The organism is Pseudarthrobacter sp. PS3-L1, assembly GCF_030063285.1.
Lineage (GTDB): Bacteria > Actinomycetota > Actinomycetes > Actinomycetales > Micrococcaceae > Arthrobacter.
The window spans coordinates 19,420-32,881 of the sequence record NZ_JASISU010000009.1 but is presented as its reverse complement, the minus strand read 5'-3'; the positions used below and the strand labels follow the sequence as shown (position 1 = coordinate 32,881).

The 13,462-nt window shown below is 61.7% G+C and carries 13 protein-coding genes; 6 read left to right on the top strand and 7 right to left on the bottom strand.

The features are described 5' to 3' along the window. Window positions 1-62 precede the first annotated feature (62 nt). The 4 genes from QMG79_RS16675 to QMG79_RS16230 all read left to right on the top strand — a co-directional run bounded on the left by QMG79_RS16675 (window position 63) and on the right by QMG79_RS16230 (window position 2,275). Window positions 63-698 carry an MFS transporter gene (locus tag QMG79_RS16675; RefSeq protein WP_502934765.1) on the top strand — a complete coding sequence of 212 codons (636 nt, stop codon included), beginning with the start codon at window positions 63-65 and terminating at the stop codon, window positions 696-698. Next, the gene (locus QMG79_RS16240) at window positions 635-895 is read left to right on the top strand and encodes a hypothetical protein (protein WP_283539668.1); all 261 of its coding nucleotides are present in this window, start codon (window positions 635-637) and stop codon (window positions 893-895) included. Before QMG79_RS16675 ends, QMG79_RS16240 begins: the two co-directional genes overlap by 64 nt. 48 nt (window positions 896-943) lie before the next feature. Continuing rightward, the gene (locus tag QMG79_RS16235; RefSeq protein ID WP_283539667.1) at window positions 944-1,300 is read left to right on the top strand and encodes a DUF427 domain-containing protein; all 357 of its coding nucleotides are present in this window, start codon (window positions 944-946) and stop codon (window positions 1,298-1,300) included. Between the two features lie 126 nt (window positions 1,301-1,426). Next, window positions 1,427-2,275, top strand: a complete 849-nt coding sequence (locus QMG79_RS16230; protein WP_283539666.1) for a hypothetical protein — start codon at window positions 1,427-1,429, stop codon at window positions 2,273-2,275. On the opposite strand, the gene QMG79_RS16225 is transcribed toward QMG79_RS16230, so the two are convergent. From QMG79_RS16225 to QMG79_RS16200, 6 genes are all read right to left on the bottom strand, one after another. Next, window positions 2,276-3,760 (bottom strand): MFS transporter, encoded by a 1,485-nt coding sequence (locus QMG79_RS16225; RefSeq protein WP_283539665.1) that lies wholly within the window; start codon window positions 3,758-3,760, stop codon window positions 2,276-2,278. Window positions 3,761-3,875: 115 nt separating this feature from the next. Next, window positions 3,876-5,198: an MFS transporter gene (locus QMG79_RS16220; protein WP_283539664.1), complete on the bottom strand. Its 1,323-nt coding sequence runs from the start codon at window positions 5,196-5,198 to the stop codon at window positions 3,876-3,878. Beyond that, window positions 5,195-6,430: an acetylornithine deacetylase gene (gene argE, locus QMG79_RS16215; protein WP_283539663.1), complete on the bottom strand. Its 1,236-nt coding sequence runs from the start codon at window positions 6,428-6,430 to the stop codon at window positions 5,195-5,197. The genes QMG79_RS16220 and argE overlap by 4 nt, the downstream gene beginning before the upstream one ends. Before the next feature lie 180 nt (window positions 6,431-6,610). After that, complete coding sequence (locus QMG79_RS16210) at window positions 6,611-7,225, bottom strand: helix-turn-helix domain-containing protein (RefSeq protein ID WP_283539662.1); 615 nt, start codon at window positions 7,223-7,225, stop codon at window positions 6,611-6,613. 67 nt (window positions 7,226-7,292) lie between these two features. Then, window positions 7,293-9,296, bottom strand: coding sequence for a vWA domain-containing protein (locus QMG79_RS16205; protein ID WP_283539661.1), 2,004 nt, complete (start codon window positions 9,294-9,296; stop codon window positions 7,293-7,295). Between the two features lie 15 nt (window positions 9,297-9,311). Next, window positions 9,312-10,700: a sigma 54-interacting transcriptional regulator gene (locus tag QMG79_RS16200; RefSeq protein WP_283539660.1), complete on the bottom strand. Its 1,389-nt coding sequence runs from the start codon at window positions 10,698-10,700 to the stop codon at window positions 9,312-9,314. 109 nt (window positions 10,701-10,809) lie between these two features. On the opposite strand from QMG79_RS16200, the gene QMG79_RS16195 reads away from it, so the two are divergent. Beyond that, a complete protein-coding gene (locus QMG79_RS16195; protein WP_502934764.1) occupies window positions 10,810-11,490 on the top strand; it encodes a histidine phosphatase family protein in 681 nt (226 codons plus the stop codon). A gap of 12 nt (window positions 11,491-11,502) precedes the next feature. Then, the gene (locus QMG79_RS16190; protein WP_283539659.1) at window positions 11,503-12,213 is read left to right on the top strand and encodes an SCO1664 family protein; all 711 of its coding nucleotides are present in this window, start codon (window positions 11,503-11,505) and stop codon (window positions 12,211-12,213) included. A 103-nt stretch (window positions 12,214-12,316) separates the two neighbouring features. Here the strand turns inward: QMG79_RS16190 and QMG79_RS16185 are convergent, their stop codons facing one another. Further along, window positions 12,317-13,330 carry an isopenicillin N synthase family dioxygenase gene (locus tag QMG79_RS16185; protein ID WP_283539658.1) on the bottom strand — a complete coding sequence of 338 codons (1,014 nt, stop codon included), beginning with the start codon at window positions 13,328-13,330 and terminating at the stop codon, window positions 12,317-12,319. Between the last annotated feature and the right edge of the window lie 132 nt (window positions 13,331-13,462).

Below are 13,462 nucleotides of genomic sequence, written 5' to 3'. Positions count from 1 at the left end.
AGAGCAACACCCTGAGCGTCTGGCCCAGAGGTTCCACCAGGTCTGCGTAGACGGCTGAGCCGATGGCGTCGCAGAAGCGTCCCGGCCCACGCGAATCCCCTCGACGGACGCAGCGGCGCCAGTGCCGCCGTCGGACTCTTCTCTTGCTTCACAGGTGTGCACTTGAACCTCTCCAGCGTCCACCCTCAGTCACCACTGAACACTCCGGGCACCCCTCCGGTGCACCGTTGATCGCCAGCAGCGATGCCAGCTGGGTCCTAACGGCATACCTCCTGGCGGCAGCCGTCCTCACCCCCCTCCTTGGGCCCCTGGGGGACAGGGTGGGCAAGCGGAAGATCCTGATCGTTGTCCTCGTTCTGCTGCTGGCTGGCACCGTCTCCGCCGCTCTGCCACCGAACCTCATCGTGCTGATTATTGCCCGCGTACTCCATGGCGCCGCCGGCTGGTGGATGTCCGGCTGTTCCGTTGTCGGGCGGTCTGGACCTCACACACGGTGGCCTTCGCTTTCGGGTTTGCCATGTTCGGCACTTTCATCCTCATTCCTACGCTCCTGTAACTGCCATCGGCTCTTGGCTACGGCTTTGGTAGATCTGTCTCCAAGTCAGGACTCTTCCTCCTGCCGACCATTGGCGCCATGGTCGTTTCAGGTCTGGTCGCTGGGGCGCTCATCCGCAAAATGGGTCCCAGAATTCCCTTGATTGTCGGCGCCGCGGCCGTCGCTGCATCCTTCACTATCCTGGACCTGGGTCATTCGGAAGGGTGGCAGATCATTGTTTCCGGGCTGCTGACCGGTGTGGGTATCGGCATGGCACTGGCAGCAACGCGTCCAACGCCATTGTTGAAAACGTTCCGGCAGCACAGACAGGCGAGGCAATCGGCGCCAATACCGTCCTGACGGCGGGCCCACACCTCGTTCGGTGGGACCGCCGTCGGGAACAACTCCGTGCAGACAACCGTTGGCATAGCCACACACTACTTCGGGCGCACGATGCCGGAACTGACAGGACGGATGATCATGGTCAAGGCAATCTGGAATGGAAAAGTCATTGCTGACTCCACAGACACGGTCATGGTGGAGGGCAACCACTACTTCCCGCGCAACTCGGTCAATGCCGATTACCTGCGTGACGGTGACATGCACACCACGTGCCCGTGGAAGGGAAAAGCGGATTACCACACCCTGGAAGTCGACGGGAAGGTGAATCCGGATGCAGCCTGGTACTACCCCACTCCCAAAGAGAAGGCCCTGAACATCACGGACCGGATCGCATTCTGGCGCGGGGTAACCATCGAGGAGTAACGGCGACGCAAGCCATCATGCCGGGGCCTCCCGTGCGGCGGCCAGCACCATCAATCTGCCAGACGGCCGTAGGCTTGCAGGGACTGCACCAGGCTGTGGTGTGGTCCCTGACTCAGGGGGACATTCGTGGACGTGTTGGGAATTGACATTGCTCCGGACCTGCTCCGACAACAAGCATCCTGGTTTGCACCTCCCCGCCAGCCGTTCCTGGTCCCACGGGAGTCCGCAATCACGTTTCCCCGGATCACTGCCGAACACCTCCCGCCAGAATCGCGGGATACCTTCGAGATCTACCGTCTTCCAGATCACCTGGACTGCGTTGTGCTCTCCGAAGCCGAGTTCGCCGCGCTGGAAGGGCCTGAACGTTCGGCGCTGGTCCGCGACCAGGTAACACTAGGCCGAGCGAACGTACCCTCGGTCCGCAGCGCACCTCCCACACTGCGTCCCCATGCCGCGGCACAGGCCGATGGGCACCGCTTTGTCTGGTGGCCTTCACTCCTGGATGGCTGTGGGGACCTGGTCCTGAACGAGTATCTTCGCCTGGGCCGCCGCGCCAGTAGGCATGCCCAGGTGCCAGAACATGTCTGGGCCAGGGCGCATGCCCTGGTACCAGACGCCCGCGAACTCGCTGGCGCTTTTCCCCATGCCAGCGGCCCCAATTGTTTCGGTACCGTCATGGCAGCAGCCGGGGTGACAGACGCTGCCGGAGTGTGGATGCAACAGGCGCCCTTTGAGTCATGGGTGGCGGCCTCGGCCACTACGGGCGGCGACGACGGCCTTCCGGGGACGGTGATGGTTTGGCGGACTCCGGACGGACTCGCCCAGCACGCCGCCATCACCATTGGTGGTGGCTACGCGCTGCACAAACCGTCTCAGGGGTGGATGAGTCCGCAAAAAATCCTCACTGTCCAGGAGGTTATCGCCAGCGCCCGTCAACCCGGCAGGCGTCTTCACCGCTATACGCTGGCACGCTGACTAGCCCTCGAGGGCATTATTCGCAGTGCGGTCGGTGGCAGATTCCGAGCCCGCAGGCGCGGCCTCGGCTGGAGCCTTGGCCTTGGGCGTCGCAGGCATAGCGAGTACCGCAACAACAGTAAGTGCTGCACCGATCAGGACCGCGATGAACACCGCGCCCGACGCCGCCACAACAGTCTGCGGATCGGTATTGCCGCCTGGTGTACCGGCGTAGATGGCATTGGCGACTGCCCCAAAGATGGCAACGCCTATGGCGCTGCCGATCGAGCGGGCAAACAGGTTGGTACCAGTGACAACCCCGCGCTCATTCCACTCCACGCTTGACTGGGCGGCAATCAGGCTTGGGGTCGCCACGAGCCCCAAACCGAGGCCGACAATGAAACAACTGACAGCTGTCAGCGCAATGTTGGGCGTCGAGGAGGTAAGGGCCAATACCGCCGTGCCCAGAACGGTGATGGAGATGCCGATCATGGCGGTCCTCCGGAACCCGATTCGCAGATAGATCCGACCGGACTGCGATGCTGAGATGGGCCAGCCAATGGTCAGGGCCGCCAACGCCAGTCCCGCGAGGATCGGCGACGTGGACAGGGCCCCCTCGAGGAACGTGGGTACGTAGGACGTCAGTCCCAGCATGATGGCGCCCACCCCAAAAGAAACCAGTGCCGTTGTCGCCAGCAACCGGCGCGACACCACCCACGGCGGCAGGACAGGCTCCACTGCCCGACGTTCCACAAGGACAAACGCCGCGAACAGAACGGCGCCCGCAGCAAACACGCCGATACTGATACCCGAACCCCAAGCCCAGGCCTGGCCACCCTCCAGGGCCCCGAGGATAATCAGGCTGAGCGAAAGCGTCAGGAGCCCCGCACCGACATAATCCACCTTGTGCTTTACGCGCTCTATGTCTTCGTGGAAGGACCGGAGCAACATCCACCCGGCCAGGAGGCACAGCGGAATGTTGACCAGGAAGATCCCACGCCAGATGCCGAGGGAAGAAAAGACGCCACCCAGTGTGGGCCCCACCACTGAGGAAATAGCCCAAACACTGGCCAGATAGCCCTGGACCTTGGCCCTTTCCTTCAATGTATAGATGTCCCCGGCGATGGTGATTGCCATGGGCTGCACGGCCCCGGCGCCCAGGCCCTGCAGGACACGGAACGCAATGAGGGCGGGCATGCTCCACGCAATGCCGCACAGGATGGAGCCGAGCAGGAACAGCCCGATACCGATCAGGATAAGTGGTTTGCGGCCCACGATGTCGGAGAGCTTGGCATATACCGGTACCGAGACCGCTTGAGCCAGCAGGTAGGCGGAAAACAGCCACGGGAAGGATGAGAATCCGCCCACGTCGTTCACAATCGACGGCACCGCGGTGGCAACAATCGTCGAATCGATGGCTACCAGGCCAGTTGAGAGCATCAGGGCGATCAGGATGGGTCCGCGTTTTGAGCGGAAGCCCACTCCTTCTGCAATTGTTGTGGTCACGTAGTTGTCTTTTCCCGTCCGCGCTGCAGCGCGTAGCACCCGGAACCGGTTGCGGCTCCTGCTCCATAACTCCTTCGGAGCCAGAAATAGTCCCTGGCGCAGGAGCGTGCAGGGATCAGGCCTGGCGGTACACCCGGCGTGTGACGATCAGGCTGCCCGCAGCGATGATTGCGATAGTCACCAAATAGAACCCCGGTACAAGCAGCGAGCCCGTGCTGCCGATCAGCCAGGTCAGGACAAAGGGCGCGAACCCACCAAACACTGTCACGCCAATGTTGTAGCCCAGGGACAGTCCCGTGGACCGGATCCGAGCCGGGAACATGGAAGCCATGATGGCTGGGAGGGGCGCAAAGTAAGTGGTGGCCAGAACGGAAAGCACCAGCTCCACCAGAATCATGGTGGGTAGCACCGGTGCTGCAATCAGCAGCATGAATGCTGGAAGGCCGACGACGATAGTTCCAGCGGCGGCCCAACTCATCACCCGCGCAGGGCCCACTTTGTCCGCCAATTTTCCGATAAAGGGGGAACCTACACTCATCACAATGCCGAAGATTAGGGTGGACAGGAAGGCGACAGTCTTGGGCATGCCCAGGTTCACGATCGCATAAGTGGGCATGAAGAGAGCGATATAGACACCTACGGAGCCCAGGGAAACCACTCCCACGATTGCCCAGAGCCGGCCGCCGTTGCCGATGAAAGTTTCCCGGAGCGGCGACGCGGAACGCTCCGTAGCCAAGAATTCTGGCGTTTCTTCCATTTTGGAGCGGATGTACCAGCCGACTGGTCCGATCGCCAGGGCAAAGATGAACGGCAGTCGCCAGCCCCACGATTCAAGGGACTGGGTACTGAGGTAGGAGTTGAGTACGAAGCCAAAGATCCCGGCCAGCAGGATACCGCCCCCCTGGGTCGCAACCTGCCAGCTACCGTAAAATGCTTTCCGATTGGGCGCGTATTCGATCAGATATGCGGTTGCGGTGCCAAATTCCCCTCCGGTGGCGAAACCCTGCAGCAACCTGGCAACCAGCACCAAGATGCTCGCTGTCACGCCAATCATCGCTGCCGTGGGTGAGACAACAATCAACAGGGTGCCAACAAACATCACCAGAATGGAAACCAGCATGCCCGCTTTGCGGCCCGCCCTGTCGGCGTAGCGGCCAATAATGATGCCGCCCAGCGGACGCATGATGAACGAAACGCCAAAGGAGGCGAAAGTCAACAGCAGGGAAGCTGCTTCATTGCTGGTGGGGAAAAAAAGTTTGGAGATGGTGACGGCGAAGGTGCCGTACACAATCAGGTCAAACCACTCAAGTCCGTTGCCGATTGATGCGGCAACAACAGCCTTGCGGGCGTTCTTTTCTTCCTCTGCCGAGGCGATTTGTGGCCCGTGGTCAGCAACCTTGCTATCCGGGCCGCGGCTGGGGGCTGTTGGTTGGCTCATGGCTGCATGGTCCGTTCTGTCGTGGAAAGGTGGCTGGAAAGTGCCCGCAAGAAGCGTTCGCAGGCGGCAATCTGGGACAGTTCTATGTATTCGTTGGCGGTATGCCCCTGGTCCATGTTTCCGGGGCCGCACACCACAGTGTCGATGCCGGCTTGCTGGAAGAGACCGGCCTCAGTGGCATACACAACCGTTTCTTCCGCTCTGTTGCCGGTGAGTTTCTGGGCTAGGTCCAGGGCGGCACCCGGACCAGCTGGGCTCAGACCTGGGACAGTGCCCAGCTGGATCATCGCAATATCAGCCACCGGATTTTCCTGCTGGATCTCGGCCCGAAGTTGCGCCAGGTGGGCACGGATGCTGGAGATCACCACTGCAGGGTCCTCGCCTGGAATGGTCCGGAATTCAAAATCGAAGTCACACCTTTCGGCCACAGTGTTCACGGCTGCTCCGCCGGCGACCAGGCCTACATTGGCAGTGGTGTACGGGACCACAAAAGTCTCATCGAAAGGACCAGACAGCCTGCGTTCATCAGCAAGGGACCGGATGAAGGCGATGGAACGGGCGGCATACTCGATGGCGTTTACACCAGTTGTGGTCATGGAGGAATGAGCCGCAACGCCGCTGACACTAACTCGGAACAGCTGGCTACTCTTGTGCGCAGAGACAGCCCGCATACTGGTTGGCTCACCAACAAATGCGATCCTGGGGTGAATGCCACGGCCAGCGAGAGCAGCAAGGAGAACCACTGCACCGTGGCAGCCGACTTCCTCGTCGTAGGTCCACGCGAAGTGCAGAGGTTCGCTCATTGTCGTGGACAGAAAGTCAGGCACAAGGCCAAGAATCGCACCACTGAAGGCTTTCATGTCCGTTGTGCCTCGACCATAGAGCCGGTCGTCCCGAATCTCGGGAGTGAACGGATCGCTGTGCCAGTCTTGGCCGTCCACAGGCACAACATCGGTGTGGCCCGCAAGCATGATGCCGCCAGTGATGGTGCCGTCGGCGGCGGGAATCGTGGCAAAAAGGTTCGCTTTGGTGCCGTCTGGGCTGGGAACCAGTTCGCAGGCGACGCCGTGGGCCGCGAGCTCATCCGCCATGCACTGGATCATTGCAAGGTTGGAATTGCGACTCGTTGTGTCGAACGAGATGAGCTTCTGGGTCCATGCCAGTCCAGCAGCGCTGGGTGCAGCAGCCTCAAGAATGGAATCGTTAAGTGCCTGGGCAGCGGTGGATGTCATGCGCATAGTCCTCGCAGTGGGTGACAGGAAGGGTGCAGTGGGTGACTTCGGCCGCTAATCCCCGGCCGGCCGTCTCCACTTTCTTCCCCAAGCTTTGACCCACATGACTGTCATGTCAACACTTTGAGTGTCATTTATTCATTAAATTGAATGAATTCCCATGCTGAGGGCCTGCTTCCGCTAGAAGGATGGCGGTGTCATGGCTCCTATCAACGCCGCATCTTCGGACGTAGAGTTGCGGTACCAATGCGGTAGCGAGGAGTCGTAGGTCAATGAATCACCTTCCTCAAGGTGATAGCCGACACCGTTGACAGAAACAAACAATTGCCCCTGAACCATGGTGACGCACTCTTCCCCAGCATGTTTGAAAGGTGCATCCTCGTTGTTCCAGCCGGGTGCGATCTGTGCGCGAAGCATGCCCAACTGGCCGTTCATGTGTGGAGTGAGAAGTTCATAGATGAGATTGTCCTCGGCGACTTCGAGCCGCCGTCGGTCCTGCCGCTTGACCAGAGCGCCTGCCTGATCCTTGACATCGAAGAAACGGCTTACCGGCACCCGAAGGGCCTGGGAGAGTTTGATCAGCGTAGTGAGGGACGGGTTGCCCTGGCCGCGCTCAATCTGGCTGAGTAGCCCGGGGCTGAGTGCTGCTGCAGCAGCAAGGCTACCGAGGCTTTGGCCAGCCTCGCGTCGCAACTGCAGGACGAGGGCCCCCACGGCAGTCATGGCCCGTTCCGCTTGATCCTCCACGCCGATAAGTTCCTGGACCGCTGCGGGGTGGACGCCGTGATTCTCCATTCAACGATCGTCCGTCATAGTGAAAGTATCGTCAAGATAATGAATCAGGCCGCCAGCTGAAGATCTCCTACTGAGCCCAGTCCGAGTCCCCATAGGGCCGGCCGCGGAAATGCGCACGCAGGTACTCACCCACGACGGCGGCACCCAGGTCATCGGTTTCCGGTGACACCACCCGACCGTCAATCCGCTTGGCCATCCGTTCCACAAAGCGTTCAAGGCCCGGGTCGTCTCCCAGGCGGAAGAACGTCGACTGCGCATGTGCGCGGCCCACCTTGTCCAGCTCATCAACAGTGCGGCGGATAGTCTGCGGGTGTGGCGGCCAGGAGAACACCGATTCGCCGTCGGGGAGCAGGTGTGCGGTTGGTTCGCCGTCGGTTACCACCAGCAGGACTGGCTGCATGGAGGAGTGTTTGCGGAAAAACCGGCTGGCCAACATGAGCCCGTGATGCAGGTTGGTACCTTGCTCCCGCACGGCTGGCATGGACGTGAGCTGCCCAATGTCCATGGATTGGGCATAGCGCCCAAACGTGATCAGTGCCAGCCTGTCACCGCGAAACCTGGTGGAGATCAGGTGGTGCAGTGCCAGCGCTGTACGTTTCATGGGAACCCAGCGGCCCTCTGCCGCCATGGAGTAGGACACGTCCACGAGAAGGACGACGGCGGCCTGGGTCCTGGCCTCGGTCTCCGTCACCTCAATATCATCCACAGCCAGCCGGATTCCGTGGGAGGTATCCCCGCCATCGGCGATGGTCCTGCTGATCGCGTTGGTGATGGTCCGGGTGACGTCCCAGGGGGCAGCGTCACCGAACTCCCACGGGCGGCTGGAGCCGGTGGGCTCCCCCGCGGCCCCCGACTCCCTGGTTTCCCGGCGGCCCTGTCGGCCAGAGAGCTGCTTGGCTGCGTCACGCAACAGCGACCTGCCCAGCCGCCGCATGGCCTGGGGCGAGAGCTGAAGTGTGCCGTCGTCGCCGCGCGTGAGGTAGCCGCCGTCATGCATGGCCTTTTCAATAGCGGCAAGCGTGCGAGCTGAGACTGCCGCATCATCGCCGAGCTGGCGCGCCAGTGCCTTGAGATCAAGGTCATCCATGTGGGTACTGTCGAAGTCCTGCTCCAGCTGCGCGGCCAGGTCATCAAGTTCCGCGAGGTCCTGCAAGACGCCCGTGCCATCGCCCAGGCCCATACCCTCCTGGCCCTCAAACTGTTCAGAACCATCCCAGTCCTCACCGGGACGCAGCGCCTGCAGTGTTTCGTCGAGTTGCCCTAGCTGTGCCATGAGATCAGGCGATCCGAAGGCCTGCGCGGAGAGCTGCATCAGTTCCTCACGCTGTTCCGGCGACATGGACGCCATCAGTCGCTGGGCAGCGGCGGCACGCTTGGCAAGCGCATCCACCAGTTCCGCCACGGTCTGTGGGTTCTCAGGGAAGTGCTGGCCATGCTTGGCCATGAACTGAGCAAAGTCTTCCTGGGTGTCCACACGGCGCCGGTACTTGTCCAGCAGGGTGTTCAGGTCACCCAGCATCTCGCTGATGGCGGCGCGGTCTTCCTCCGTGGCACTCTCCAGCGCCTGTTTCATGCCGGCAAAACGCTGATCAAGGACCTCGCGGCCCAGGAGGTCCTTGATGTGATCGTAGGTTTGCTTGGCAGTGCTCGACTGCCAGTCGTAGGTGGAAAGTTCCTTGACTGCGGCTGCTGTGGACTTGGGCAGGTTCTGCATCTGCATCTCACGGAACGCCCGGTCCGTGTTGTCCATCAAGGCGTCCCGAGCTAGCTGCTTGCGTTCTTCGAGCACAGCCTCATTGAGGAGTTTTTTGACCTCGTTGAGGGTGCCGTCCAGGTTGTGTTTGCCCAGCAGGTCCTTGCGGCGCTGCTGGATGCGGCCGGCAAGGTCATCCAGGCCCTGCTGATCGGGACCGCCGCGCCGCAGGAATTCCTGCAGCGCGCGGCGCGGCGAGTAGCCGGCCATAACGTCCTCAGCAACAGCATCCAGCGCCTCCGTAAGGTCCACCGGCGGTGCCATCGGGTCCGGTCCGCCGGCGTAGCGGCCGTACCTGGACCGGTTGTGAAGGCTCATGGCAAAACCTGTTCCTTAGCCGTAGATGGTGGCTTCATCGTCGGACTCCTTGGAGATCCGGCGGCTGAGGTAGAGCCCTTCAAGGGCCAACTCGACGGCCGCGGCACGCTGGCCGTCGTTTTCGGCACCCAATCGGGCGGCAATGTCGTCGTAAAGGGTGGATTCTTCCAACGCCGGGAGGTTCTCAAGGAACTCCTTCGCCGTAACCAGCTCACCCGTGGTGACAGTGGAGCTGCCATCCAGTGCGGTGACCAGAGGATCCAGGTTCAGGCCGAGGAAGTGCTCGCGGACCGCATCAAACACTGCGGTGCGCAGAAGGTGGTCCAGGATGTCCTGTTCGCGGCCTTCCTCGCCGGATTCGAATTCGATCTTGCCACTGAGGACTTCAACGGCGGCGTCGAGGTCAATGATCCGTGCCACAGCACTGTCCTCCGCACGGATACTCGCCCTGCGACGGGCCGCGGCGGCCACTGTTTCGGCGCCGGCAATCGCAAACCGCGCTGACACTCCGGAGGTCTGATTAATGGCGGGCGATTCGCGCAACGCACGGGTATAACGGGCCAGAATCTCCAGGATGACCGGCGGCACGCTGGCCACCAGGTCTCCCTCCTGGGCAATCACTGCCACCTCGTCCTCAAGTTCCAGAGGGTAGTGCGTGCGGATCTCGGCGCCAAAGCGGTCCTTGAGCGGGGTGATAATCCGGCCACGGTTCGTGTAATCCTCCGGGTTGGCCGAGGCTACCACCAGCACATCCAAGGGCAGGCGCAGCACATAGCCGCGGATCTGGATGTCACGTTCTTCCATGACATTGAGCATTGAGACCTGAATGCGCTCGGCAAGGTCGGGGAGTTCATTGATAGCAACAATTCCGCGGTTTGAACGTGGAATCAGGCCATAGTGAATAGTTTCTGGATCGCCCAGGCGGCGGCCCTCGGCAACGCGCATGGGGTCGACGTCGCCAATCAGGTCAGCTACTGACGTATCTGGTGTTGCGAGCTTCTCCACATAGCGTTCGGCACGGTGCCGCCAGGCCACACGCAGCCTGTCGCCCTCGGCCTGGACCAAGGCGCGGGAGTGTGCGGTGATGGGTTCGAATGGGTGCTCGTTAAGCTCGGAACCTTCGATGATCGGCGACCATTCGTCCAGCAATCCAGCCAGGGTGCGCAGCAGGCGGGTCTTGCCCTGGCCGCGCTCACCCAGAAGCACAATGTCATGCCCGGCAATGAGTGCGCGTTCGAGTTGGGGCAGCACGGTGCGGCCAAAGCCGAAGATTCCGGGCCACGGATCGCGACCCTCTGCCAGCGCTTCCAGCAGATTGTCACGGAGTTCCTGGCGCAAGTCCTTGAGGACATGGCCGGAGGCACGCAGTTCACCAACAGTAAAGATCTCAGGGCGTTCAGTCACTTCTCCACCGTAGACCTGTTCGGTCTGCTGGTCAGCGCTTTAATTCAGCTTCAAGCGGACCGGCTAAAGTCCGGGACAATTGCCAGGTGATGGGCCTAGGCTGGTACTGATGACTGCTGCAGCCCAGCCGGCACCGCCGGCTTCCCCGTCAGAATCCGCCCCGATGCCGCCCAGCACGCTCCTGCTCCTGGTGCGCCACGGTGAGACTCCCACCACTGGTACAGTGCTGCCGGGCCGTGCCCCGGACCTGCACCTCTCGGACCGTGGCCGCACACAGGCCGAGCGCGTTGCCGAGCGGCTCACCGGGCTGCCCGTGACTGCCATCTATTCCTCCCCACTGGAGCGCGCGTGCGAAACGGCGGGTCCGACGTCGGCCGCCACGGGACTGGAGATCATCCGGGAACCGGGACTGCTGGAGTGCGATTTTGGCGAGTGGACCGGGCGGCGGATCGCTGATCTGGCGGCGCTCCCAGAGTGGAAGACAGTGCAGTCCAGCCCGTCGACGTTCCGTTTTCCGGGCGGGGAGAGTTTCACCGAGATGCAGGACCGCATGGTAGGCGCCCTCCAGGGGCTCTGCGCAGCGCATCCGGGTGGCGTTGTGGTGTGCTTCTCCCACGCAGACACCATCAAGGCTGCGGTGGCACATGCGCTGGGGACCACGCTGGACCTGTTTCAGCGGATCATGATCAGCCCCGGATCAGTATCTGCTGTGACGTTTGTGGACGGTCAGGCCGCATCGGTACCGATGGTGAACTCGCATTCGGAGCCGCTGAGCAAGCTGAAGCCATAGTGAGCTCATCGCGTGGGTAGCACGCCTGAGCGTGAGTTGCGGCTGTTGACTGAGGGCGGTCTAGAGTTGGTTGGCCAGATTGTGCGCAGCAGCAATGAAACGTTCCTGGTGAACCTGAGCCTCGGCGAGCAAACAGGGCAGGCTGTGTACAAGCCGGTTGCTGGCGAGCGTCCGCTCTCTGATTTTCCGCCGGGCCTGCACCGGCGTGAACGCGCGGCATACCTGCTGAGCGAGGAATTGGGGTGGGGCCTGGTGCCACCTACAGTAATTCGGGAGGATGCGCCGCTGGGTGAGGGCTCGCTGCAGTGGTTTGTGGACTGCGACTTCCGGGAACATTACTTCACCATCTCCTCCGAGGATCCGTCAACGCATCCGGACATGGCCCGGATGGCGCTCTTTGACTACCTTGCCAACAACACCGACCGCAAAAGTGGGCATGTGCTGCGCGGAAATGACAAACGGATCTGGGGCATTGACCACGGGCTGTGCTTCTCCGCAATTTTTAAGCTGCGGACCGTGATCTGGGACTTTGCTGGAGAGCCAATCCCTGAGGCCCTGCTGGCTGACATTGCGCCCCTGGCTTCTGCCGTTCCGGCCGCCCTCGCGGAATTGCTAGACGGGGACGAGGTGTCCGCTTTACAGCGGAGAACCCAACGGATGCTGGACGGGGCGATCCTGCCAGTGGATCTGACAGGGTCGCGGTACCCGTGGCCGCTCGTTTAGCATCCGCACCGACGTGAGGAGCCACAGCGATTCGATGAGCACCCGACGCCGCGGCTAAACCTGCCCCAGCTCTGCCCCACCGGTAACGGCTACCGCCTTTCGATCAGCGTTTAACCAGGTCCGCGTGGTGCGCTGCAACAACGTTGGGGTGCGCGCGGAAACGGTACCGCAGGGCGTTATCACCGTAGGTCTGCAGGATGGGGCTGTTGGTCGGATCGACCGACAGGCCCCGGGCCTTGGCGGAAAATTGCGGGGCCACGGCAAGCTGCGGCATCGTCGCGTCCAGAGCCGGGTTAAAGAAGAACGGCAGCGAAATCCGGTCCGTCCCGCGCAGCGGCGAGATCACGCGGTGGAGCGTTGCTTTCAGGTACCCATCCGTAGCCAGTTCGAGCATCTCGCCGATATTGACCACAAACGTTCCCGGAACCTGGGGGGCGTCGATCCACTCCCCCTTGTAATCCACCTGCAGTCCACCCTTTTCCGGTTCGACCAGCAGGAGCGTCAATACCCCGCCGTCACGGTGTGATCCCACGCCCTGTACCGGATCGGGGTCCGACTCCCCCGGATAGCGCACCACCTTGAGCAACGGGAACGCCTGAGCAGCAAACGCCTCATCAAACGTATCTTCCGGCGCACCAAGGGACACGGCAAGGGCTCGCAGGAGCGTCAAGGAAATCTCGCTCAATTTCGCAGTCCACTCCGCTGCGATCTTCTGCATTTCCGGGAGCTCGGCGGGAAAAAGGTTAGGGCCCTCCAGGCGCCAATAGTCAGCAACACCGGCTCCAGGCTCTACGGCAGGACGTTCGACGCCAATATCGATCTGTTCACGCCAGTCAACGGCATTGTCTGTAAGTTCGCCACCCACGCGCGTGTAGCCGCGAAACTGGGGACTATGGATGTTTTCTACAGCAAGTTTCTGTTCCTCGGGGAGGTCGAAGAACCGGCGCGACACGCCAAGCATGGAATCTGTGAGCTCCGGCGGAATTCCGTGCCCGGCCAAGTACAAAAACCCAACCTCGTGCATCGCATCACGCAGGTCGTTCCGGAACTGGGCAGCTTCATCCGGACCTGCACTCAGGCGGGAGAAGTCCAGGATAGGAAGCGATTCGAGTGACATGTTCTATAGCCCTTCATTGCGATCCAAGCAAGCCGAAGCCTGTACTTTCTCCAATGTTACGTACGCAGGGTTCAAGAGGGATCATTTTCATGACGTAGTAAGACGGCCCCGCCGGGGTTGTGCGCGCCGACA

What these genes read in the sequence shown, in the direction of transcription:
- QMG79_RS16185 (WP_283539658.1), bottom strand. Translation starts at nt 13,330, where the DNA reads ATGTCACTCGAATCGCTTCCTATCCTGGACTTCTCCCGCCTGAGTGCA.
- QMG79_RS16220 (WP_283539664.1), bottom strand. Translation starts at nt 5,198, where the DNA reads ATGAGCCAACCAACAGCCCCCAGCCGCGGCCCGGATAGCAAGGTTGCT.
- QMG79_RS16210 (WP_283539662.1), bottom strand. Translation starts at nt 7,225, where the DNA reads ATGGAGAATCACGGCGTCCACCCCGCAGCGGTCCAGGAACTTATCGGC.
- QMG79_RS16675 (WP_502934765.1), top strand. Translation starts at nt 63, where the DNA reads ATGGCGTCGCAGAAGCGTCCCGGCCCACGCGAATCCCCTCGACGGACG.
- QMG79_RS16205 (WP_283539661.1), bottom strand. Translation starts at nt 9,296, where the DNA reads ATGAGCCTTCACAACCGGTCCAGGTACGGCCGCTACGCCGGCGGACCG.
- argE (WP_283539663.1), bottom strand. Translation starts at nt 6,430, where the DNA reads ATGACATCCACCGCTGCCCAGGCACTTAACGATTCCATTCTTGAGGCT.
- QMG79_RS16240 (WP_283539668.1), top strand. Translation starts at nt 635, where the DNA reads ATGGTCGTTTCAGGTCTGGTCGCTGGGGCGCTCATCCGCAAAATGGGT.
- QMG79_RS16195 (WP_502934764.1), top strand. Translation starts at nt 10,810, where the DNA reads ATGACTGCTGCAGCCCAGCCGGCACCGCCGGCTTCCCCGTCAGAATCC.